The sequence below is a fragment of the Streptococcus suis genome (genome assembly GCF_002960425.1).
GTDB classification, from domain to species: domain Bacteria; phylum Bacillota; class Bacilli; order Lactobacillales; family Streptococcaceae; genus Streptococcus; species Streptococcus suis_S.
The window spans coordinates 1-22,210 of sequence record NZ_POIZ01000018.1 but is presented as its reverse complement, the minus strand read 5'-3'; the positions used below and the strand labels follow the sequence as shown (position 1 = coordinate 22,210).

Below are 22,210 nucleotides of genomic sequence, written 5' to 3'. Positions count from 1 at the left end.
CGGAGACGGAAGCCGATACGGACGCACTTAACGACTCGGAAGCGGAAGCCGATACGGACGCACTTAACGACTCGGAAGCGGAAGCCGATACGGACGCACTTAACGACTCGGAAGCGGAAGCCGATACGGACGCACTTAACGACTCGGAAACTGAGGTAGAGACTGATTCGGAAATCGACGTTGAAACAGACTCACTTAATGATTCTGAGACAGATGTCGAAACTGACACACTAACCGATTCGGAGACTGACGTCGAAACGGATGCACTTAACGATTCTGAAACGGAAGTCGAAATGGACGCGCTTAACGATTCAGAAACGGAAGTCGAAATGGATCCACTAACCGATTCGGAGACTGAGGCAGAGACGGACTCACTTAACGATTCAGAAACGGACGTTGAAATGGATTCACTAACCGATTCAGAAACTGACGCACTGACCGATTCTGAAGCGGAGGCAGAAACTGACACACTAACCGATTCGGAGACTGACGTTGAAACGGACTCACTTAACGATTCTGAAACGGAAGTCGAAATTGACTCACTTAACGATTCTGAGAATGAGGTAGAAACCGACGCACTGACTGACTCGGAAGCGGAAGTCGAAGCAGATTCGCTAGCTGATTCAGAAAGAGACTCTGAATGTGATGTCAATAACGACATTGAGAGAGATTTAGACCCTGACTGCGACAGACTGTTAGAAACTGACACCGATTGGGAGTGTGACTGGCTCAAAGACAATCGAATGCTCAACGAATTTTGAATAGACTCTGAAGTCGACTGCAAAAAGCTATTCATCCCATCCGCCACAAAAGATGTCCTATATCCAATCAGCATCCCACTTAAATTTTGACGGTTTTCCGGTTCCTTTACAGTTGCATGAACCACATTAGAAGTCGGATGAATGGCTGCCTGAACATACATAGCTATATTAGCCAAACTGGAACTGACACGAGTTGTAAAGGTATAGGTCACTGGTCCAGAGGTTGAAATCGGACTCTCAGCCAAACTATAGTTTTTCCCGTAATATCTTCCAGAATAGTCAACTGTACGAAGGGTTACTCCCAAGGTTTCACGACTATTGAAGCTATTATCCAAATGTAGCGGGATACCGTTTACCAAAATATTCTGAGGTTCTCCCATCTCAGTCACGGCCGCAACATAGAGACCGGCATAAGCCTGAGATAGACTCGTAATCGGATTGTAAATAACTTTCCAATCAATGAGATTCGTAGTCGTATCTAAACGACCTTCAATAAGCGAAATTTGAGTGCCATTTAACTTGGCATTAGCATCCGATTCTGAAAAAACTAAAATAGTGTCTCCACTTGTTGCTCTCAGACTTGTTCCTACTTTACCAGATCCCCCCAGTAGTTGAGTCCGACGTCCAGTCAAATTTGTTGCTGCCTGCGCAATTTGCTTGCTCGCAGCATCCAACTCTTCTTGACTCACTATTTTACCAGTCTGAATTTCCTCCACCAATTGCCAAGCTTGGTCTGCTGCTTCCTTTGCACTTATATACCGCTGATACTTTGACGTAGTCTTATCTAAAGCATCTGGAACTTCTAAACTACGCGCTTCTTCTAAGCTAACAAGTGCTATATCAAATAGCTGACGATTCAAACCTGCTAGATCTGCGGATGGTTGTTCCGAAATAGTGCTTGAAAGTTCTGTCTTTGCTGAACCAGCGGAATCTGCAACTTCCTTTACTAACTCCCCCGACTCACTCAATAACAGAATTTCTGAATTAGAAAGACTTTCTGAAATACTTTCCGAAGTCGATACAATATCGTAATGACTTTCTGACTCACTCAATGACAAGGACTGAGAATCAGGAATACTTTCTGAGGGGGACGAAGATAGACTAACTGACTCCTCTACCAACTCCAACATAGACTGGCTAACAACCTCAGAATATTGAACAAGACTAGCACTTCCCCCTAGTTCAACAGTGTCTGTCGTTGCCAGTAATTCCTGTTTGGTTTCTTGGGTCTGTACCAACGAATCCTCAGCTAATACAGTATCTGTTGTCGTAAAGCCACCAGCAAAAGTACCCGCTACCATTGCCGCTCTTAAAAAAGCGCTACTATAACGATAACCTTGAACAGAAGAACCTGAAACTCTTATCGTTCCTAAAGCCTTCCCGCGATATAATCTTTTTAATCCTATTTGAGATAGTACAGACCTAACCCAGTGTTTGCCAGATTTATGCATCCTAACCCGTGTCTTACGAGATACTTCTATGGACGTTTGTTTAATACTTTCTTTACTCACAATTCAACCTTTGATTTTTATTACACTCAACGAAATCGAACCAATTTTTAAACTGTATCTAGGGTTTCCTATCAAAAATAAGAATACCGCCATTCAATTTTTAAAGAGCATTACTTTAATATGTCTAATATTTCTATACTACTGATTACTTGTACATTTGTCAATTATTATATATTTCCCCCCTATATGATAGGCACACTAAAAAGGTGCAGTCCACGTTCTGCACCTTATTCTGTCGAAATTTAGAAAATCGCGTCAAGCAGGGATGAACTGCCACCGCCACCATCGCCACCAGCACCAACAATATGATTACCGATAACTTGGGCAAAGGTTTCAATGTTCAAACTTTGAACGTAAATTTCCCCGTAGCCTGAGAAGGTATTAACAATTCCTTCCCCTGTACCGATCGATTGCAAGAATCCATTTTCCATGTGAATATCGTAGTTGAGGTCACGGCTCCAGGCTACCACATGGGCATTATCAATGGTAATGCTCCCACCATCCAGTTCAATCTTCTTAATCGAACCGAAGGCATTTGCCAATAGAGTTCCTCTTCCTTCCGTCGTCATGACAAAGAGACCACCCTGACCACCAAAGAAGGCCCGACCGACACTCTGGCGCTCCATCTTATATTGAGCAGAACCATCTAGGGCAAGAAAAGCACCATCATTGAGGCGGTATTGCTCTGCACCCAGTTCCAAGGCAATGACCTGACCTGGCGTTGAAGGCGCAAGCGCAATTTTGCCATCGTCACTATTGGAAATGGCTTGCGTGATAAACATAGACTCACCTGATACCATGGAACGACCAATGGCACCCATGAGCTTGCCAAAACCAGAACCACCACGGGCATTGAGCTTGGTATTTAAGGTCACGCTCGGTGTATGGTAAACCATGCTTCCCTGTTGAATATAAGCTGACTCACCAGCTTCCAAGGCGATTTCCACCAAAGGAAATTGCATATTGCTGTCGATAGTGTATTTCATCCGATTGTCTGACATAGTTGCCTCCTATTTTTTACGAAAAGTTCCTGTTAACCACAGGATAGCCATAATAAACCAAAAACAAGCTGAAATAAACCAAATCATTTTCAACTCCTTTTTTGTATTATTTTTATAACACAATTCTACACCTAAAAAACAACAGTGTCAAGTATTTTTATAAAAAAATATGAGAGCCTCATTGCAAACTCTCACTTTTATACTCAATGAAAATCCAAAACAGACTAGCTCCAAAGGTTTGGGGAACCTTTGGAGGTTGGAGATAGGCGAACATAGTTCGTTTCTACTTATACAGATAGAACCCTGGTACTATTTTATTTCAAGGTAACAGGCTGAAAGACTCCACTGGAGCCTTTCACTCATCAAATCAAGTCAACAAGGTCTGCTTTTGATTTTCGAAGGTTATTATCTTTTTTATTTAAATCCAGCTATACACAGTTAGCTAAAACACTTTTTGCAAGACTTCGCCAATGGTAGTCACGCCGATAACGGTGATTTCCTTGGGCACCTTGATACCTGTCAGGGAATTTTTTGGGGCATAGACCTTGGTAAAGCCCAATTTGGCGGCTTCGTTAATCCGTTGTTCAATCCGATTGACGCGGCGGATTTCACCTGTCAGACCAATTTCGCCTATAAAGCACTCTTGCGGGTTGGTTGGCTTATCCTTGTAACTGGAGGCAAGGGCAACTGCGACCGCCAGGTCAATAGCTGGCTCATCCAGTTTGACACCGCCTGCTGACTTGAGGTAGGCATCTTGGTTTTGGAGGAGCAGACCTGCCCGTTTTTCCAAAACCGCCATAATCAAGCTGGCACGGTTGAAGTCCAAGCCTGTCGTGGTCCGCTTGGCATTGCCAAACATGGTTGGGGTCACCAGGGCCTGCACTTCGGCAAGGATAGGGCGGGTGCCCTCCATGGTCACGACAATCGCAGAGCCTGTCGCCCCGTCCAGACGCTCTTCCAGAAAGACTTCACTAGGATTGAGGACTTCGACCAAGCCCTGCGACTGCATTTCAAAAATGCCGATTTCGTTGGTGGAGCCAAAGCGGTTTTTGACCGCCCGCAAGATACGGAAGGTGTGTTGTCGCTCGCCCTCAAAATAAAGAACGGTATCTACCATATGCTCCAAGGTCCGCGGTCCAGCCAAGGTACCTTCCTTGGTCATATGGCCGACGATAAAGGTTGCAATATTGTTGGTCTTGGCAATCTGCATGAGCTCATTGGTCACTTCACGGACCTGACTGACAGAGCCTTGCACGCTGGAGATGTCCGGACTCATGATGGTCTGGATTGAATCGATAATCAGGAAATCTGGCTTGATTTTCTCAATCTCGGTCCGAATGCTCTGCATATTGGTCTCCGCATAGAGATAGAACTCGCTGTCGATGTCGCCCAAACGCTCGGCACGGAGCTTAATCTGCTGGGCAGACTCCTCCCCCGACACATAGAGGACGGTGCCAATAGTCGAAAGTTGGGTCGATACCTGTAAGAGCAGGGTGGATTTCCCAATCCCTGGATCGCCACCAATGAGAACTAGACTGCCCGGCACCACGCCACCTCCGAGGACACGGTTGAACTCTTCCATGTTGGTCTTAGTGCGAGCCACTTGAATGGACGACACTTCATTGAGCTTCATGGGACGGGTCTTCTCACCTGTCAGGCTGACCCGCTCGTTCTTGACTTCCGCAACCTCCACTTCCTCGACAAAGCTAGACCAGGAGCCACAGTTGGGGCAACGGCCTAGATACTTGGGCGAGTGATACTCGCAGGATTGACAGACAAAGGTTGTTTTTTTCTTAGCGATGGTAATTCTCCTTTTCTAGTTTAGCAAGAAAAAGTCTTCTTTTGATTGGCTCTAATTGTAGCAATAGGAACATACACCATGAAAATGAGGGAGACATGAACAAGAACAAAAAAGAATGCGTTATAAAATAGAGAATGCCTGTTATTCCTGTCGCAAGTCCAAAACCAACTACAAAGTATAAAATGGTATTGGCATGAGCAACGCTTGACTTGACGAACGCTTCAAATTGCTCGGGGCTCTCAAAATGATAAACCTCAATCTCTATTTCTAAAGACTTAAATCGACGCAAAAAAGCTACTGCCGCAAGGTAACCAAGAAGATAGTAAAACAGTAAGACTAGGAAATTTGCCTGGTATCCTTTTGTATCCAACTGTCTGATGACTGTAGTTGCCAAGAGTATCAATCCCGCAGGAGCTTTATAATTCGGTTTTACACCGTCTGGGTTTGTCTTAGTGATGTAATAATGTTGGTATGTTTTCCTATCCACCATAATGGAATAGTCGCCTATTGTTCCAACACCGAAATAAGAACTCAGTTTATCCTTCATTTATTTCCCCGTCGAGCCAAATCCGCCCGTCCGAACACCGTCGGCCTGGTCGCCGTCAGCCAAAAGGAAGGGGGCAAAAACAGCCTGTACGATCCGCTCGCCAGCTTCCACCACGACGGTTTCCTCGGTGATGTTTCGCATTTGGGCAAAGATGTGGCCTTCATTGGCTGGACTGCCATAGTAGTCGCCGTCAATAACTCCAACTGAGTTAATCAGGACCAAGCCCTTCTTGCGAGGGTTGGACGAGCGGTCGTAGAGATAGAGGACTTCGTTGGCCTGCATATAGGCCTTAACACCAGTCGGCACCAACTTAATCTCACCTGGCTCCAAGCTGACGGTCTCCGCAGCCTTTAGGTCGTAACCTGCTGCGTGGGCTGTCTCACGTTTTGGTAATAATTTTTCATCAGTAAACTGGCTGACCAGTTCGAATCCACGGATTTTCATACTATTTTTTCTTTTATCCTTTCGAAACGTTGATTTAATAAGGTTTCTAGCACCTTGTAATTAGTTGGTTTTTCAATTTGTTCACCTTTTTGTTCACCCTAAAGGCTATTCATGGCTTTTTCATAATATGAAACTGCCTCTTTTTCTTTATCTTTGGATAGGTGCCCATAAGTGTCTAAGGTCATTGAAATGTTAGAGTGTCCAAGACGATATTGGAGTTACTTGTAACTGATACCAGCGTTCAACAGTAAACTAGCGTGAGTATGGCGGAAAGCGTGACAGGTAAAGCGAGGAATACCCAAAGCCTTACACCGACGGTTTATAATTTCTTGTAGCGAAATCCTAGGAAGATATTCCCTTACCGTTGTAGCAAAGACAACATCAGGAGTACATGCGCCGACCTCAAGAAACATCAAGCGTTGGCGGTTTCGATATTGTTTCAGTAAGAGAGCTGTTTTTTTGTCTATGCTGATGATACGAGTACCCGCCTTTGTCTTTGTTGTCCCGATTATATGCAGTTCCATGCTATAGGTTTTACTGATTGATATTGTGCCGGCTTCTAGGTCAATATCAGACCACTCCAGGGCAGACAATTCACCAATACGGCAACCAGTGGCCAGCAATAACTTAAAAATAACAAATTGGTAATACTTGCTAAAGCTGGTACTTGCTAATTGTTCAGCATGATCAAGAAACTGTTTTAGGTGTTCCGGTTCGATAAACCTGACCGCCTCACGTCCCTTTTTCTGCTTTTTGGGTAAGATAACATCACAAGCTGGATTTGTGGCCAGAACTTGCAACAGTACCCCATGTTGTAAAATTCTATTATTGATTGAATGAATAGCTTTAAAATTTACCAACTTAGGAGCCAGACCATTAACAAACTGCTGAATAGCGGCTGGTACTATCTTATCTAGTTTCATTCCTCCAAATATTGGAATAAGGTGGTTATATAGTTGCCTTTTGGTTACTACAAAAGTTTGAGGCTTTACTGTTAACTTGTAACTTTCTAGCCAAAGGTCAGCTAATTCTTGATAGGTTTTTACTTCTACTTCCTTTTTTACCGTTGAACCATTTTTGGCAAACTCAATTGGCGCGTGTTTGGCTTTCTGCTTGACTTCTGTTTTGGTCCTACCTGTTACGCTGGTTTTTACTTTCTTGCCAGTAATGGCATCTACCCCAAGATAGACACTTGCACGGTAAACAATGCTACCGTCTTTTTTTGTTACTTCAATAATCTTCATGATCATAAACCTTTCCATCAGCAGGCAAGCTGTTATTAAAAAGATTTTAGAATGTTTTAGGTTTATATCATGCCAGAGCTACGAGAATAGCCCTATTTTCGTTTGTTTTGGGTAAGTCAGTAATTTATATGATTAAGGGTAAAAATGCGATTATCACTGATTTAAAGCTGTTTTTTAGGGTTCTTTGACAAAGGTAGCTTATTAGTTAGCTAACAAAATACTTTACATTTTCCACGCGCGTGGTATAATATAATTAACAAGATAACTTGCGAAGGATTAACGTTGTGTTCCCGAATGGGAGTAAGTCAATGGACGAGAATTCACATATGCCTGGGGTTATCTTATTTTTTTGTCTTCTTTTTCAAGTTTTCTACGAATGCTTCAGGGTTTCGTTCAATCTCTTCAACGATAAAATCACAGAAAGCGGGAGCGTAGCTATAACGATTGCCAATTTTATAATGGTAGCAGTAGCGTTCGTCTTTCTTAATATCGTAAAATGCATTAAATAGTTGTAGGTCGTTTGTTGTAAATGGCCTTTTTTGCTTTTCACCACCTACTATTTTTGTTAATAAAATTCCTTTGGATTTTAAACGCTTATTAACAATTTTGATAACTTCTTTAGTAGTTAATGGATAGATTGCATTTGGATCTTTAATTTCCCGAAGTATACTGACACTTGTTTCAGCACCATTATCAAACTTAACTACCAAATCAGCATCTTGTTTTCGCTTAGTAATGTAGAATCGTGTTTCTACTGGAATAGCATAATCAGAATTGCTAGCAGATATCTCGCTTTCAATCTTTGCTTGTTCAGATAGTAAACGTTCTGCCATTTTTGGAGAATACTTAGCTCTAATTTCTTCTTGATTAAGTTGGTCAATACGAACAGATAGAGTCAGGAAATTTTGTGCGATTTGTTTAGTAATATCTTCCTGGTGGAACTCTTGCATTTTAGAAATGTAATTAGACACACAAGCTTGAAACAAGGGGGCATAGATATGTTCGTAATCTTCTGTTATAAAGTGAGTACTGGTGTTCCTAAGTTCAATAATTTGGACAAGGTTTTTTCTCAACGATCCATGTTTATCTGGAAATACTGTTTCTACTGCATTTTCCAATGATATAGTTCGGTCTTTGCTGTCCTTAAAGTAGATAGCTTCCTCACTGTCATTATTAATGATATGAGCCTTTAACATCAACTCCCAGGCGTTACAAATAAAGAAACTAAAGCCCTCAATTCGGTACTTAATGGTTGGTTTATTGAATATTTCAAGCCCCATAATAAACGCTTCAACACTTTTATCAACCAGTCTTCTGCTTAAATTTTCCATATAGTTCCTTACATCATTTTCTTCTTTTTACTCATATTGTTCATTCGCATTTTTCGTCACAAATGCAAAAAGTGTGGTTAGGGGAAAGGCGTACTCGTCATCAAAGCGGGCCGCACGTAGCCACAAGTCTTGGTCAACCTTGCGAAGATAGACACTGCGTGGGAAGGTGAATTCTTCTTCCAACTGAGGCGACAGCAGGCAAATGGCTCCGTCTGGTGATTTTCCTTGGGAGAGTATGGTATCTTGACTGACTTTCTGTTCCAACAAGGTAAGGCGAAGATAAACTCCCAGATGAGCTGGTGGTAACTGATAACCCATCTCCACGGCTCTCTCCTCTATCTGAGGAGCAGTTGCTTCCCTATCAAATCCCATGTCGGCTAGGCTGACAATCTCAACTAAACACTTCTGTTTCTCCACCACTTCTTGATAAGTGGGGTGAGCTAGGTAGGTCTTGAAATAATCATTCACTAAAATCCCCTTGTCATCTAAGTAGGCAAGGATTTCTTCCTTTTTCAGGGGAAATAATTCAACCCGAACACTCTGTCTTTTCATAGGTCTATTATACACTAATTCGCAAAAGCCTGCGATGTTCAACAAAAAACACCTGACAAACAGGTGTTGCAAATATAAACTAGCTCAAGCAGTTCAAACCGCTTCCGAGCCAAAAATCTCCCAATACTCCCCAACTTCTTTCTCCAACTGTTCAACCAACTCCAGCAAGTCTGCAGCTCGGAGAATGGCAAGTCCCTTATCTACCATCCCTCTATCCTGCTGAAAGATGCCCATACGGACATTGCCCATGCCTACATAATCAATCCGCATACTTTCCTGAGCCATGGCATAAACTCTTTCCATTACTGAAACACAAAGTTGATACTCTTCATTTTTCAACAAAACAGTCGATAGATTGTAAAGAAAAGCAAACTGACTAACCTGTACATCTCTGAAGTCCTTATACTTGTCCAAGGAAAGCAAAATTTTATCTACAAAGCCTTTCAAATGAGATACAGGAATGATTGGAAGCACCAGGCCTAACTTACGAAAATCAGCTAAATACCAAGTATCCGATTTTTCCAATTCCTTCCAAAGGGCTTGCCCCAACTGTCTGGTCCGCTCTCCATCTCCCGTTTGATAAATGGATAAGATTAAACGTAATTGTTGCTCAATTCGTTGAACTCGTACATCTTCCTGCCTCTTCAAGTACTGCTCTACTTGGTACAAAAAATCTTGGCAACCTAATTCGGAAAAAAATCGTCCTCTCAGATTTTCAAAGCGATGGATGATAGACGAACGCTCCGAAGGCTGATAGGCATGGCAAATATAGTCAAACTCTGCGAAGGTCATATCCAACTGACGGAGGATATGGGAAAAGTGGCAATGGTAGGGTATTCTTTGTTGTTTTCAATTTTTGATAGGGTCGTTCGTGACAAGGTATCTCCACAAACTTCCTGTTGACTGAGCCCTTTGGACTTACGAATTTCTTTTAAGACTGTTCCAAAATCCCATTTCATGCAAGACCTCCAAAAAATGTGAGAATTGTTTACGTTTTCATCTTTTGCATTTATTCTATGATAGCATAATAGTAAAGAAAAACAAACAAAATAATGGGAGGCATTCTTATGAAAACTTGGAAAAACTATCTCTTGCTTTTAACTTACTCAGCTATCCTACTAGCCCCTCAACTTTTAGGGGATGGATGGAATCTGATTGTACCAATCATCAACAAATAAATAAGCTACTACCATCTCACCACTCTGGAAAGGAGGATAATAACCGGAAACTATATGTTGGGTGGAGGGGATGGGAGTAGATGACAAATTACAATACTTCTTTATTAATATCATTACTTGTCACATTTTACGAGGAGAAAAATCAGGCTTAAATGTAAATTATCAAAAATATGTATCATATATCTCACAAGAATAATAGCTCTCATTATCGGTATCATCACTTTTACTATACCAGTTTCTGCTGAAGAGGTTAGTGATTACCGCTTTATTAATGAACTACAACAAGTAACAACTTACAATCAAAATGGTCTACCTGTCATTGATATTGATAAAGCTTATTCATTAGACCTTAGTGATGAAGCAGTCTCTGTTGGTATAGCAGTCAATGATATTGTTGCTGATGTCGAACAAAATGGAGAAAAGATAGCTATAGAAAATGTGGACAGAGCTATTTTTCCAATCGGTTCCTACGGTAATTTCTGTGGAATGGGAAATAATGGCTGGCTTACTAAACCAATTGATAACTTAGACTCCGCCTGCTTATGGCACGACGCTTGTTTTAAAGGCTTTGGAGCAGATAACAGACAATGTAATCGCGAATTCATTAATCGTTTAAAACCAATTATTGCAAGCACTAACACTTCTACTTATAAAGGAGTTTATGCTCGTGCTGCCTATGCCTTATTCCTCCCTCTTTCATAAAACATAGCTAGGAGGTGCAACAATGACTGCTGCATTCATCATTTTTTTAATCATAAAAGTATTAGCCCTCATTCTATTCCTTGCTTGTTTATTTCTAGGTTATAAACTAGTTAAAACATTAAATAAAAAGCAAGTATCTCCTGCAAAAAAATGGGGAATCATTGGTCTCTATAGCCTATTTTTGCTTATCGTAGCCTATCTTACAACATTTGTTATCGTACTGGGAATCAATACTTAGGCTTCGAATTTTGTGATATATGTAAGGAGAGACAATAATGGATATCAAAACGAATAAAACCTTATTAGGGCAAATTGAGACTATCCTTAACACACAGCTCTTATCGGTCCAAGAACTTGCGATATTAAAACATGCACAAACTGCCCTTCAACACGACGACCACCTTTTAAAGGTCATCGCTTACTTAAAACAAGAACTTTCGCCTCTTGCAATAAGCAACTCATTGTCTCCAGAAGTTTCAGGGTTATTTCTTGAAATAAACAGACAGCACCCAGCAACTCGAGCTGCCGCGATTTGGAATTTTCTTGTTCCAAAAACTAAATAAATGGGAATGGACATAACCAACATAGATATCTTGATAATCTACTAATCTCACGGATAAATCCAACCATTTTCTTAAGAGGTGCTCACCATGGTTTACTTGAAAATAATCATTCTCTGGTTTTCTCTAGGCCTTGCATTGTACGGGGACAAGTTCATTCAGAAAGATTTCCCAATTTGGAAAGGAATTTTCCTACTTATTGCTCTGGCAAGTTCACTTTCTTTTTTATTTTTATCCCACATAGAGTATTTTGGAAGGGAGAACAGTTATGAAACGAACCAAGCTCTTTCATAAAACATCGACCGTTTTCACTCTGATTGGCCTCCACTTAGTTGTCTTCCTACTTAGTGGACTTCGCTCTTGGATGTTGCACCAACCCTTCAAATGGTGGATTACCCTAGGGATTAGTGTCGGTTTTTCAGTTGCTTATCTCTTAGTAACAAAAAATGACTCCTAGTCATCAACTATCTACTAATATGAAAAAGAATACCGTTCAAAAAAATCCATCTTACAAGACTTCTAGCTTAATCTTGAAGTCTTGTGGAACAAACACTTAAAAACCAGTCAATCACAGAAATAGAGATTGACTGGTTTTTGCTGTTCACATTCTTATACCAAATGACATTCAAAATCAGACTATACGCCACAGATAGAACTCTGTCCCTCCTATTAATCAATGGAATAGGCTGTGATTTTCGAAGTGTGCTATTCAAACACAAACTGGTTGTGGTAGAGTTCAGCGTAGAAGCCATTGAGTTTAAGGAGCCGGCTGTGGTTGCCTTGCTCGATCACTTTTCCATCCTTGAGGACGATGTTCAACCCTCAAATCTGACTTTATTTCTCCGGTATGACCCAAAACAAATAGTAAGTAATGAAGATTGTTAATAGTCCCAGTCCTATTTTGACCAATAAAATAGGAGCCAGCCAGATAGAAATTGCCATGAGTAAGTAAATTTGCCAGATGATTTGCTTTTTTCGTTTGCGGGAAATGGATTTAGTCTCAACGTAATCAGCTACGTAAAATTGATAAATTTTTGTATTGCGTAGCCATTTTTCAAACCTTTTTGAACTTCTCGCAAAGCAAAAACCAGCTAAAAGTAAAAAAGGGGTTGTCGGAACTATCGGCAAAACAATCCCAATGACACCAACAATCAAACTAACAAAACCAACTACTAAATAGAATATTCTCTGCATACTAACATTATACCAAAAAACTCGTGAATTTTTGAACAATTTTATCACATTTTCAGGAAACGCTTGCATTTTATTGGATAAAAGGGTATGATAAAGGTACCAAATTTAGGAAAGAGAGAAGACGCTATGAAACTTCTAGGACTGGTCGGAACAAACTCCGCTCGCTCAACCAACCGCAAACTCTTGCAGTACATTGAACAACACTTCGCTGATAAGGCAGATATCGAACTGGTTGAAATCAAGGAACTTCCAATCTTCAATAAACCAGCCAATCGAGAATTACCAGAAATTGTCAAAGAATTGGTCGCAAAAATTGAGGCTGCTGACGGAGTCATCATCGGAACTCCCGAATATGACCACTCTATTCCAGCTGTCCTTATGAATGCCCTTGCTTGGGTATCATACGGTGTCTATCCACTATTAAACAAACCAGTTATGATTACTGGTGCTTCTTATGGAACACTTGGTTCCTCTCGTGCCCAACTACAGCTACGTCAAATTCTCAATGCTCCTGAACTCAAGGCCACTGTCTTGCCAGATGAATTTTTATTGTCACATTCCTTGCAAGCCTTTGATGCCAATGGGGAGCTCGTTGATTTAGAAACTAGTCAAAAACTGGATGCCATCTTTGATGACTTCCGCCTCTTTGTCACCATGACTAGCAAGCTGTCTAACGCAAAAAAATTACTCCAAAAAGAAGCTGAAAACTTCGATTGGGAAAACCTATAAGAGAGGAATATACTATGAAATTTGTCGGAATCGTTGGATCAAATGCAGATCAATCTTATAACCGCATGCTATTGCAATTCATTCAACGCCACTTTAAAGTGAAGTTTGAACTAGAACTTTTGGAAATCAAAGATGTTCCAATGTTCAATCAGGACGAAGACCAGTCTGATTGTTTTGCAATTCAATACCTTTACAACAAAATCACCCGTGCTGACGGGGTCATTATTGCTACCCCTGAGCACAATCATACCATTACCCCTGCCCTTAAGAGTACTCTGGAATGGCTCAGCTTTAATTTGCACCCATTCGAAAATAAACCAGTTATGATTATCGGGGCATCTTACTACGATCAAGGAACTTCTCGTGCCCAAGTTCACCTACGGAAAATTTTAGATGCACCAGGTGTCAATGCTTACACACTACCAGGTAATGAATTCCTCCTTGGTAAGGCCAAAGAAGCTTTTGACGATAAGGGTAATATCATCAATGAAGGCACCGTGAAATTCTTAGAAAGCTGTCTAGACAACTTTATCAAGTATGTCGGTGTTGTATCCAAATTGAAAAAACCAAAACCAATCGCACCAGAAGATTTGGACTGTGGAAAGCCGATTGCGACGACCATCCACGGCATCGATCCAGATGATCCAGACTGGTTGGAAAAAGCTGCCAAACAGGTCAATGCCGTTGAGGGAAATACCTATGTGAAATTGGACAACGGTCTCCTCACCGTAGACCAACTCAATATGTTCCTCAATGCGATGCCATTTGAATTGACCTATGCAGATGATAATAACCAATTCCTCTACTACAACAACAAGCACCAGGAGCCAAATACCATGTTGGGTAAACGGGTACTTGCTCAAGTAGGAAATCGCCTGTCAACTGTCCACGGTACGCTACCCCCTGCCCGCATGAAGAATGTTGAATGGGTTGTCGGTAGCTTGCGTAATGGTAACCAGGAATATGTTCGTACCATTGTACCCGGTACCCCTGCTGAAATTATCAATACCCACAACTACCAAGCTATGTACTATCCTGATGGATCCTACGCTGGTATTAATGAAATTATCTTTAATTTCAAACCATGGCTAGATTGGTATCTTGAAGCTACTGGTCAACGCTTGGTTGGTGGTTCGGGAACTGCTGCAGCTCCTGCACATGTTGACGCAACCTCTGGTGCATCAGATGCTGGTAGTGCCCCTGCTACTTCCACACCGACAGATGCAGATTCTGGTGCATCCGCTCACTAATCGTTCACATATAGTGGGAAGAACTCTTCCCACTATATTTTTCAAACAAAACATTGATCATGATTTCACAAGGAGTTCCTATGTCCCCATTTCAAGAAAAAATTTCAGCTGCAGTTTCAAAAAAAGAAGCCCTTTTTGACGAAAGTCTAGGCCGCTATGCCTTGCGTTCTATGTATGCAGGAGCCTACCTGACTATGTCAACAGCTGTCGGTATTATCGGAGCAGACGTTATTGCCAGTCAATTTCCAAGTTTGTCGCGCTTTGTCTTTACCTTCATCTTTGCTATTGGGCTGGTTTTTGTTCTTCTTTTTGGTGGTGAATTAGCCACATCTAACATGATGTATCTCACAACTGGTGCCTACTATAAGCAAATTACCTGGAAAAAAGTGACACTGATGCTGCTATACTGTACTTTCTTTAACTTTGTAGGCGCTACTATTCTAGCCTGGCTCTTCAATCAGTCCTTCTCCTACCTCAATCTCTCTGATAAGAGCTTTGTCGTCAATGCCGTTACCATCAAACTTGGAAAATCTGACTGGAGTAATTTTATTGAAGGGATCACGGCTAATATGTTTGTAAATATGGCAATCCTTGGCTTCATGCTCATCAAAGAACAGTCTGCTAAGTTCTTTGTCATCATTTCCTCCATTTTTATGTTCGTTTTCCTCATCAATGAGCATCTGGTCGCCAATTTCGCATCTTTCATGCTCCTAGCTTTTAACGCTAATCGAAGCAATGTCGAAGCCTTCAATATGATCAATATCCTTCGTCAATGGATTGTGGTCTTTTTTGGAAATTGGCTCGGAGCCGGTCTCTTTATCGGTATCGCCTACGCTTGGCTCAATCAAACCAAAACCAACCATATTGAGCAGTAAGCCTATCACAAAAACAGCCAAGATAAACCACGTCCTAAACGTTTAAGGATTGTGGTCTGCTTATCTTGGCTGTTTATTTTTCTATATATTATTCAAACACAAACTGGTTGTGGTAGAGTTCGGCGTAGAAGCCGTTGAGCTTAAGGAGCTGGCTGTGGTTGCCTTGCTCGATCACTTTTCCGTCTTTGAGGACGATGATTTCATCCGCATTGAGAATGGTTTTGAGGCGGTGGGCAATGACGAAGCTGGTCCGTCCTGCGATAATGGCCTCCATGGCCTTTTGAATTTTGGCTTCCGTTACGGTATCAACGTTGGACGTTGCTTCATCCAAAATCAAGACTTGAGGATCTGTCAAGAGCGTACGGGCAATGGAAATCAACTGTTTCTGACCTGTTGAGAAGACATTCTCATCATCGGTCACAAAGGTTTCATAGCCCTCTGGCAAGCTCATGATAAAGTCATGGATATGGGTGGCACGAGCTGCGGTTTCCACCATTTCCTGCGAAATGCTCTCATCGCCAAAGCGGATATTGTCCGCAATAGTACCAGAGAAGAGCACCGACTCCTGCAAGACAATGCCGACCTTATCCCGCAAACTATCTAGGTCGTATTCCCGAATGTCGCGACCGTCAAAGGCCACGCTACCACCATTGACATCGTAGAAGCGGTTGATCAAGTTCATAATGGTAGTCTTACCAGATCCCGTCGGACCAACGACTGCCACCATTTTGCCCTTAGGAGCTGAAATAGATACCTTGTCCAAGACCTTCTGACCTGGCAGGTAGCCAAAGTCGATGTCCTTGATTTCAACACCTTCTTTTAATTCGGTAAATAGCGGAGCGTTTTGAGGACGAACTTCCTCAGGTTCATCAAACATTTCCTGAATACGATGAGCACCTGTGAAAGCCAACTGCAATTCTGCCCAGCTAGATGCAATCTGCATGATTGGCTGGTAATACTGTTGCGAATACTGTACAAAAGTCACGACCAGACCAAGTGCGGCAGCTGTTTCCAGCGAGCTATCATTTAGGACAATGCTGGAGCCTGCAAAGATAACAATGGCAGTATTAACCAAGCTCATTCCGTTCATAAATGGAAAGAGAATCCCACCAAACAAACGTCCCTTGAAGGTTGTACGACGAACTTCTTCATTGAGCTCCAAAAATCCATCAATAGTTTCTTCCTGCACACCTTGTACAATAATCGCTTTTTGTCCTGAAATCTTCTCATCCATGTAGGCATTGAGTTTAGACACCGCAGCCTGTTGCTTATCCGTATATTTCCGTGACAGGCGAATGATAATCACTAAGGCAATCAAGGCAACTGGCGTGGATGCCACAGTTACCAAAGCCAAGCGAGCATCCTGACGGAACATCATGATAACCATACCGATGTAAAGAGCGATATTGGTCACTACCTGAGTCAAGGACTGGTTAAAAGCATTTTGGATATTATCCAAATCACTGGTAAAACGAGAAAGAATATCCCCGTCCTTGTGGCTATCAAAGAAGGCAACTGTCAAACGTTCCAGTTTGCCAAACAAGCCCTTACGCATACGGTTGGTCGAATGAGCCACGATGCGCGTGAAGAGGAGGGTGTAAATCAAGGTTGCCACAACCGTCGCCGCATAAGCGAAGAAAAGGTTTAGCATAACCCCATTAAAATCAGACAGGTCAGGTTTGAAATCTGACTGACCCATTTGCACCGAAGCAAAGTAAGCCTGCCCGATTTTCCCCATTTCTGTAATGGCATTTCCAATGAAAACAGGTGTCTTAACCTGCAAGTAGGTCGCTGCCACAATGGCTAGAAAAATCACAGCAAAGGACAGTTTATAGCGTTTAAAATAAAACCAGAAAAATCTAAGTGTTTTCATCTATTCCTCCCTTCCTTTCTGTGTTTCGTAGATTTCACGGTAAACGTCGTTTGTCGCTACCAGCTCGGCGTGGATACCTTGGCCGATCAGACGACCTTCATCAAGTACCAAAATCTTATCAGCTTTGACAACAGAAGAAATCTTCTGGGCAACAATGACAGTGGTTGTCCCTTTCAGGTCGTGGTTTAAAGCCTCTTGGACTAGTTTCTCAGACTTGGCATCCAGGGCAGAAGTTGAGTCATCCAAGACCAAAACCTTAGGCTCGCCAATCACCCCACGAGCAATGGACATCCGCTGCTTCTGACCACCAGAGAAGTTATTTCCACGTTCTTCTACTTGGCTCTCATAGGTATCATCCAAGCGGTCGATAAATTCTTTGGCTTGGGCAATACCTGCGGCCCGCTCCAAACGTTGCAAATCAGCACCAGGTGCCCCTTGACGCAGGTTGTCCGCAATGGTCCCCGAGAAGAGAATAGCCTTTTGCAAGACAATCGATACCGTATCACGCAGGGTGTTCTTGCTGACTTCTTTCAAGTCCCGACCACCGATGGATACCGTTCCTTCTTGCGGGTCAAACAAACGCGGAATCAGTTGAGCAAGAGTGGATTTACCCGCACCTGTTGCACCAACCACACCAACCATTTGCCCTGGCTCAATCTCAAAGGAGATATTTTTCAACGTCGGCTCCGTATCATGTGGGTAGGTAAAGCTAACATTGTCAAAGACAATCTTACCAGTCAATTCTTCATCCGCCACATCCTTGAAGGTCATAGCAGGCTCCGTATCCAAGACCTCGCTGATACGCTTAATTGAAATCGCCGCACGAGAAGCCTGCATCCCCATGAAACTAGTCATGATGATAGCAAACATAATTTGCATGAGGTAGCTCATAAAGGAAGTAAAACCACCAACTGCCTCCATGTTGGTTTCCAACATCCCAGACACCAAGTAGAGCGATGCAAAAATCGCCATGTAGGCAATCAACATCATTAAAGGCTGCAAGATAGAAAAACCGTAGCCGATAAAGAGATTGAGATCCAAGAGTTCATTGGATACCTCCTTGAATTTAGCGTATTGATTTTTCTCCTGAACAAAAGACTTGACCACACGGATTCCACGCAAATTTTCCTTGGCAATGCTATTCATCTTGTCCATAAGGGACTGGAATATCCCAAAACGTGGTCCCATTTGCCCCATGACAACTGCCATAATGGCCATAATCAAGACCACCATGAGAATAATCATCCACCAGAGTTCTGGCATGGTCCGCACTGCCATAATGAAGGCTCCGACAAACAGCAATGGAACCCGCATCAATACTGTGAAGAGCATCATGACAAGGTTCTGGATTTGATTGACATCGTTAGTCATCCGAACAACCAAGTTCCCTGCGTTAAACTCTTCGATATTGGCATAAGAGAAGCTTTGGATCTTCCGAAAGGTCTTCTCACGAATATCCGCAGATACTCCCTGAGAAATCTTAGCTGCTGAAATGGTATTGACAAGCCCTGCCAAAAGACCAATTCCAGCAATAATCAGCAGTAATTTACCCACACGAACAATTTCATCCTTATCATTGGCCAAGACTGCTGTCAAGACATCCTGCAGATAACTAGGTTGCATTAAGGTCGTTGCTACGACAATCGACGTCAGTAAGACCGATGCTAAGGCGTACCATTTATAGCGTAAAATGGCTTCTTTAAACATGTTTCTTCTCCTTATAGTGTTGAATATTTTCTTTTAATTGATTGGCTACTTGTCTAACCAAATCAAATTCTTCTTTTTGAATACCCCAAAATAGAGAATGGTGCATTTCTTCATGGAAGGCTTTTAAATGGCAAATCTTACCCTGCCCTTTCTCTGTCAAAACCAACTGCTTATAACGTTTATCAACCTGAGAAGGAAGGACTTGGATAAAGCCATTTTTCTCCATTCGCTTGACCAGGTTGCTGGCAACCGATTTGGAAATCTTTAATTCCGCTTCTATATCTTTGACAAAGGTTTCAAGGTCTGACCGCTCCGCGATGAAACGCAAGGCCCAGCCCTGTGGACCAGCTAGGTGCTCCACATCGTATTCTTTGGCAATAGTTTCACTAATTTGTTCAATCTGATTGAGCAAGTTCCGAAAATCTGCAATAGTATGTCCCACGATAACTCCTTTCCTAGAATAATTATCATGAGAACCATTATAGTTCTCTTAAGAACTATTGTCAATGATTTCATCTCCTATTTTCTGAAAATGGCACCTATTTTCATACTATCTACTGTCAACATTTTTCTTTATCAAAGCAATATTTGACATGACTTGCAAGCTTTTATTTTTTGCTTATGGTATAATAGTAAAGAAATTAACTCAACTAGAAAGGATTTTCTATGACCAAACAAACTATTGCTATCTTGGGACCTGGTTCATGGGGGACTGCCCTGGCTCAGGTTCTCAACGATAACGGTCATACTGTCCGCATTTGGGGAAATATTCCCGAACAGATTGACGAAATCAATGAACAGCATACCAATACCCGCTACTTTAAAGATATTGTCTTAGATGAGAATATTAAAGGCTACAAGGATTTGACAGAAACACTAGACGGAGTTGACGCTGTTCTCTTTGTTGTTCCAACCAAGGTGACCCGTCTGGTTGCCAAACAAGTTGCTCAAGCCCTTAAACACAAGGTTGTTGTCATGCATGCTTCCAAAGGTTTGGAACCAGATAGCCACAAGCGCTTGTCTGAGGTCTTGGAAGAAGAAATCCCTGCAGATCTCCGTTCAGAAATCGTTGTAGTTTCAGGACCAAGCCATGCAGAAGAAACCATCGTCCGTGACTTGACCTTGATTTCTGCAGCTTCAAAAGACTTGGAAACTGCTGGCTATGTACAAAACCTCTTCAGCAACCATTACTTCCGACTTTACACCAACAACGATGTCATCGGGGTAGAAACAGCTGGTGCTTTGAAAAACATCATCGCTGTTGGTGCTGGAGCCCTTCATGGTCTTGGATTCGGTGATAATGCCAAAGCAGCTATCATTGCCCGTGGCTTAACTGAGATTACCCGCCTTGGGGTTGCCATGGGAGCCAATCCCTTGACTTACAGCGGCTTATCTGGTGTCGGCGACTTGATTGTTACCGGTACATCCGTTCACTCACGCAACTGGCGGGCTGGTGATTTGCTTGGTAAAGGGGAAAAACTGGAAGATATCGAAGCAAACATGGGCATGGTTATCGAAGGGATTTCTACTACCAAGGCAGCCTATGAATTAGCACAAGAATTGGGCGTTTACATGCCAATCACTCAAGCCATCTACAGCGTCATTTACCAAGGGGCTAGCATCCAGGACGCTATCAAAGATATCATGTCCGGCGAATTCCGCCATGAGAATGAATGGTCTTAATAAAATAGTTATTATACAAATATAAGGAGATTGCACCATGACAAAAAAAGTTAGAAAAGCCGTTATTCCTGCTGCTGGTTTAGGAACCCGTTTCCTTCCAGCAACTAAGGCCCTTGCCAAAGAGATGTTGCCAATTGTTGATAAACCAACCCTTCAATTTATCTTTGAAGAAGCTCTCCGTTCTGGTATCGAAGATATCTTGGTCGTAACCAACAAGGCAAAACGTTCTATCGAAGACCACTTTGACTCAAACTTTGAATTAGAGCACAACCTTCGCGAAAAAGGAAAAGATGATCTTTTGAAATTGGTTGATGATGCGACAGCCATTCGCCTACACTTTATTCGCCAAAGCTATCCAAAAGGGTTGGGTGACGCAGTCTTGCAGGCTAAGGCCTTTGTTGGAAACGAGCCGTTCGTTGTTATGCTGGGCGATGACCTCATGGACATCACAGACGATACCGTTAAACCAATCACTAAACAACTGATTGAGGACTACGAAGCGACCCATGCTTCAACACTTGCAGTTATGCCAGTCCCTCATGAAGAAGTTTCTTCATATGGCGTCATTGCTCCACACGGTGAAGGTATCAATGGACTATATAGTGTGGATACTTTTGTAGAAAAACCAAAACCAGAAGATGCGCCGTCTGACTTAGCCATTATCGGTCGCTACTTGTTGACGCCTGAAATTTTTGATATTTTGGAAAATCAAGAAGCTGGTGCCGGCAACGAAATCCAGTTGACAGATGCCATCGATACACTCAATAAGACCCAGCGTGTATTTGCCCGTGAATTTACAGGCAAACGCTATGATGTTGGGGATAAATTTGGCTTTATGAAGACATCCATCGACTACGCATTGACCCATCCACAAGTCAAAGATGATGTCAAAAACTACATCATCGACCTTGCTCAACAGCTTCAAACTGAAGAATGAGGCTGGGCAAAAACTAGCCAATAACTAGCCAATAACTAAAAAAAACACAGACAGATTGAGCTGCTTCTGATGAAATCCAGCCGTACTGTCTGTGTTTTTCTTTTTATCTCTATTATCTTGGACTAATTTCTTAGCCAATTTCGTGAGATTCATACTCATTAGGAGGAAGCCTATCTCGGTTTCAACCACTTTTTGACCTCTGACATGAACTCTGCGCACGCCAAAAACACCCTTCATCCTACCAAATACAGGTTCGACATCCACCTTGCGTTTGGCATAAATGCGGGCTCCCTCTTTACTTGTCAATTCCTCTTTGACTAAGTTCTTGAA

At 42.2% G+C, this 22,210-nt stretch carries 21 protein-coding genes and 3 pseudogenes; 10 read left to right on the top strand and 14 right to left on the bottom strand.

The features are described from left to right. Positions 1 to 761, top strand: a pseudogene (locus tag C1G57_RS11330) (hypothetical protein); the annotation flags it as partial. A 1,753-nt stretch (positions 762 to 2,514) separates the two neighbouring features. Here the strand turns inward: C1G57_RS11330 and C1G57_RS01290 are convergent. The 9 genes and pseudogenes from C1G57_RS01290 to C1G57_RS11325 form a co-directional block, all read right to left on the bottom strand. Next, positions 2,515 to 3,273, bottom strand: a complete 759-nt coding sequence (locus C1G57_RS01290; RefSeq protein WP_105113414.1) for a TIGR00266 family protein — start codon at positions 3,271 to 3,273, stop codon at positions 2,515 to 2,517. Between the two features lie 442 nt (positions 3,274 to 3,715). Next, positions 3,716 to 5,080, bottom strand: coding sequence for a DNA repair protein RadA (radA, locus tag C1G57_RS01285; protein ID WP_105113413.1), 1,365 nt, complete (start codon positions 5,078 to 5,080; stop codon positions 3,716 to 3,718). Further along, a complete protein-coding gene (locus C1G57_RS01280; protein ID WP_105113412.1) occupies positions 5,067 to 5,621 on the bottom strand; it encodes a hypothetical protein in 555 nt (184 codons plus the stop codon). The genes radA and C1G57_RS01280 overlap by 14 nt, the downstream gene beginning before the upstream one ends. Continuing rightward, on the bottom strand, positions 5,622 to 6,065 hold the full coding sequence (locus C1G57_RS01275) for a dUTP diphosphatase (RefSeq protein ID WP_105113411.1): 444 nt from the start codon (positions 6,063 to 6,065) through the stop codon (positions 5,622 to 5,624). It lies immediately after the preceding gene. Between the two features lie 98 nt (positions 6,066 to 6,163). Further along, positions 6,164 to 7,309, bottom strand: a pseudogene (locus C1G57_RS01270) (tyrosine-type recombinase/integrase). 341 nt (positions 7,310 to 7,650) lie between these two features. After that, positions 7,651 to 8,640 (bottom strand): DUF3644 domain-containing protein, encoded by a 990-nt coding sequence (locus tag C1G57_RS01265; RefSeq protein WP_105113410.1) that lies wholly within the window; start codon positions 8,638 to 8,640, stop codon positions 7,651 to 7,653. Between the two features lie 27 nt (positions 8,641 to 8,667). Continuing rightward, positions 8,668 to 9,192, bottom strand: a complete 525-nt coding sequence (locus tag C1G57_RS11210; RefSeq protein WP_105113409.1) for a hypothetical protein — start codon at positions 9,190 to 9,192, stop codon at positions 8,668 to 8,670. A gap of 93 nt (positions 9,193 to 9,285) precedes the next feature. After that, on the bottom strand, positions 9,286 to 9,990 hold the full coding sequence (locus C1G57_RS01255) for an XRE family transcriptional regulator (protein WP_238595251.1): 705 nt from the start codon (positions 9,988 to 9,990) through the stop codon (positions 9,286 to 9,288). Then, positions 9,981 to 10,151, bottom strand: a complete 171-nt coding sequence (locus tag C1G57_RS11325; protein WP_238595252.1) for a helix-turn-helix domain-containing protein — start codon at positions 10,149 to 10,151, stop codon at positions 9,981 to 9,983. Before C1G57_RS11325 ends, C1G57_RS01255 begins: the two co-directional genes overlap by 10 nt. Before the next feature lie 336 nt (positions 10,152 to 10,487). Between C1G57_RS11325 and C1G57_RS11320 the strand changes: the two genes are divergently transcribed. The 4 genes from C1G57_RS11320 to C1G57_RS11015 all read left to right on the top strand — a co-directional run bounded on the left by C1G57_RS11320 (position 10,488) and on the right by C1G57_RS11015 (position 12,089). Next, entirely contained in the window at positions 10,488 to 11,072 is a 585-nt protein-coding gene (locus tag C1G57_RS11320) for a phospholipase A2 family protein (RefSeq protein WP_153045601.1), read from the top strand. A gap of 22 nt (positions 11,073 to 11,094) precedes the next feature. After that, positions 11,095 to 11,310: a hypothetical protein gene (locus C1G57_RS01245; RefSeq protein WP_105113408.1), complete on the top strand. Its 216-nt coding sequence runs from the start codon at positions 11,095 to 11,097 to the stop codon at positions 11,308 to 11,310. 37 nt (positions 11,311 to 11,347) lie between these two features. Then, the gene (locus tag C1G57_RS01240) at positions 11,348 to 11,635 is read left to right on the top strand and encodes a bacteriocin immunity protein (protein ID WP_105113407.1); all 288 of its coding nucleotides are present in this window, start codon (positions 11,348 to 11,350) and stop codon (positions 11,633 to 11,635) included. Positions 11,636 to 11,900: 265 nt separating this feature from the next. Continuing rightward, positions 11,901 to 12,089 carry a hypothetical protein gene (locus C1G57_RS11015; protein ID WP_153045600.1) on the top strand — a complete coding sequence of 63 codons (189 nt, stop codon included), beginning with the start codon at positions 11,901 to 11,903 and terminating at the stop codon, positions 12,087 to 12,089. Between the two features lie 377 nt (positions 12,090 to 12,466). On the opposite strand, the gene C1G57_RS01230 is transcribed toward C1G57_RS11015, so the two are convergent. Continuing rightward, positions 12,467 to 12,826: a YbaN family protein gene (locus tag C1G57_RS01230; protein WP_105113416.1), complete on the bottom strand. Its 360-nt coding sequence runs from the start codon at positions 12,824 to 12,826 to the stop codon at positions 12,467 to 12,469. Positions 12,827 to 12,952: 126 nt separating this feature from the next. Here C1G57_RS01230 and C1G57_RS01225 point away from each other — a divergent pair, with 126 nt between their 5' ends. From C1G57_RS01225 to C1G57_RS01215, 3 genes are all read left to right on the top strand, one after another. Continuing rightward, the gene (locus tag C1G57_RS01225) at positions 12,953 to 13,555 is read left to right on the top strand and encodes an NADPH-dependent FMN reductase (protein WP_105113405.1); all 603 of its coding nucleotides are present in this window, start codon (positions 12,953 to 12,955) and stop codon (positions 13,553 to 13,555) included. Positions 13,556 to 13,569: 14 nt separating this feature from the next. Next, complete coding sequence (locus C1G57_RS01220) at positions 13,570 to 14,805, top strand: NAD(P)H-dependent oxidoreductase (protein WP_105113404.1); 1,236 nt, start codon at positions 13,570 to 13,572, stop codon at positions 14,803 to 14,805. 80 nt (positions 14,806 to 14,885) lie between these two features. Beyond that, positions 14,886 to 15,680, top strand: a complete 795-nt coding sequence (locus C1G57_RS01215; RefSeq protein WP_105113403.1) for a formate/nitrite transporter family protein — start codon at positions 14,886 to 14,888, stop codon at positions 15,678 to 15,680. A gap of 88 nt (positions 15,681 to 15,768) precedes the next feature. On the opposite strand, the gene C1G57_RS01210 is transcribed toward C1G57_RS01215, so the two are convergent. From C1G57_RS01210 to C1G57_RS01200, 3 genes are read right to left on the bottom strand one after another with little or no spacing between them, the layout of a single operon-like run. After that, a complete protein-coding gene (locus C1G57_RS01210) occupies positions 15,769 to 17,553 on the bottom strand; it encodes an ABC transporter ATP-binding protein (RefSeq protein WP_105113402.1) in 1,785 nt (594 codons plus the stop codon). Continuing rightward, the gene (locus C1G57_RS01205; RefSeq protein WP_105113401.1) at positions 17,554 to 19,260 is read right to left on the bottom strand and encodes an ABC transporter ATP-binding protein; all 1,707 of its coding nucleotides are present in this window, start codon (positions 19,258 to 19,260) and stop codon (positions 17,554 to 17,556) included. After that, positions 19,253 to 19,702 (bottom strand): MarR family winged helix-turn-helix transcriptional regulator, encoded by a 450-nt coding sequence (locus tag C1G57_RS01200; RefSeq protein WP_105113400.1) that lies wholly within the window; start codon positions 19,700 to 19,702, stop codon positions 19,253 to 19,255. Before C1G57_RS01200 ends, C1G57_RS01205 begins: the two co-directional genes overlap by 8 nt. 224 nt (positions 19,703 to 19,926) lie before the next feature. Here C1G57_RS01200 and C1G57_RS01195 point away from each other — a divergent pair, with 224 nt between their 5' ends. Together C1G57_RS01195 and galU are read left to right on the top strand one after the other, a co-directional pair. Next, positions 19,927 to 20,943 carry an NAD(P)H-dependent glycerol-3-phosphate dehydrogenase gene (locus C1G57_RS01195; RefSeq protein WP_105113399.1) on the top strand — a complete coding sequence of 339 codons (1,017 nt, stop codon included), beginning with the start codon at positions 19,927 to 19,929 and terminating at the stop codon, positions 20,941 to 20,943. A gap of 37 nt (positions 20,944 to 20,980) precedes the next feature. Further along, entirely contained in the window at positions 20,981 to 21,880 is a 900-nt protein-coding gene (galU, locus tag C1G57_RS01190) for a UTP--glucose-1-phosphate uridylyltransferase GalU (RefSeq protein ID WP_105113398.1), read from the top strand. Positions 21,881 to 22,003: 123 nt separating this feature from the next. On the opposite strand, the pseudogene C1G57_RS01185 reads toward galU, so the two are convergent. Further along, positions 22,004 to 22,210, bottom strand: a pseudogene (locus C1G57_RS01185) (transposase); the annotation flags it as partial.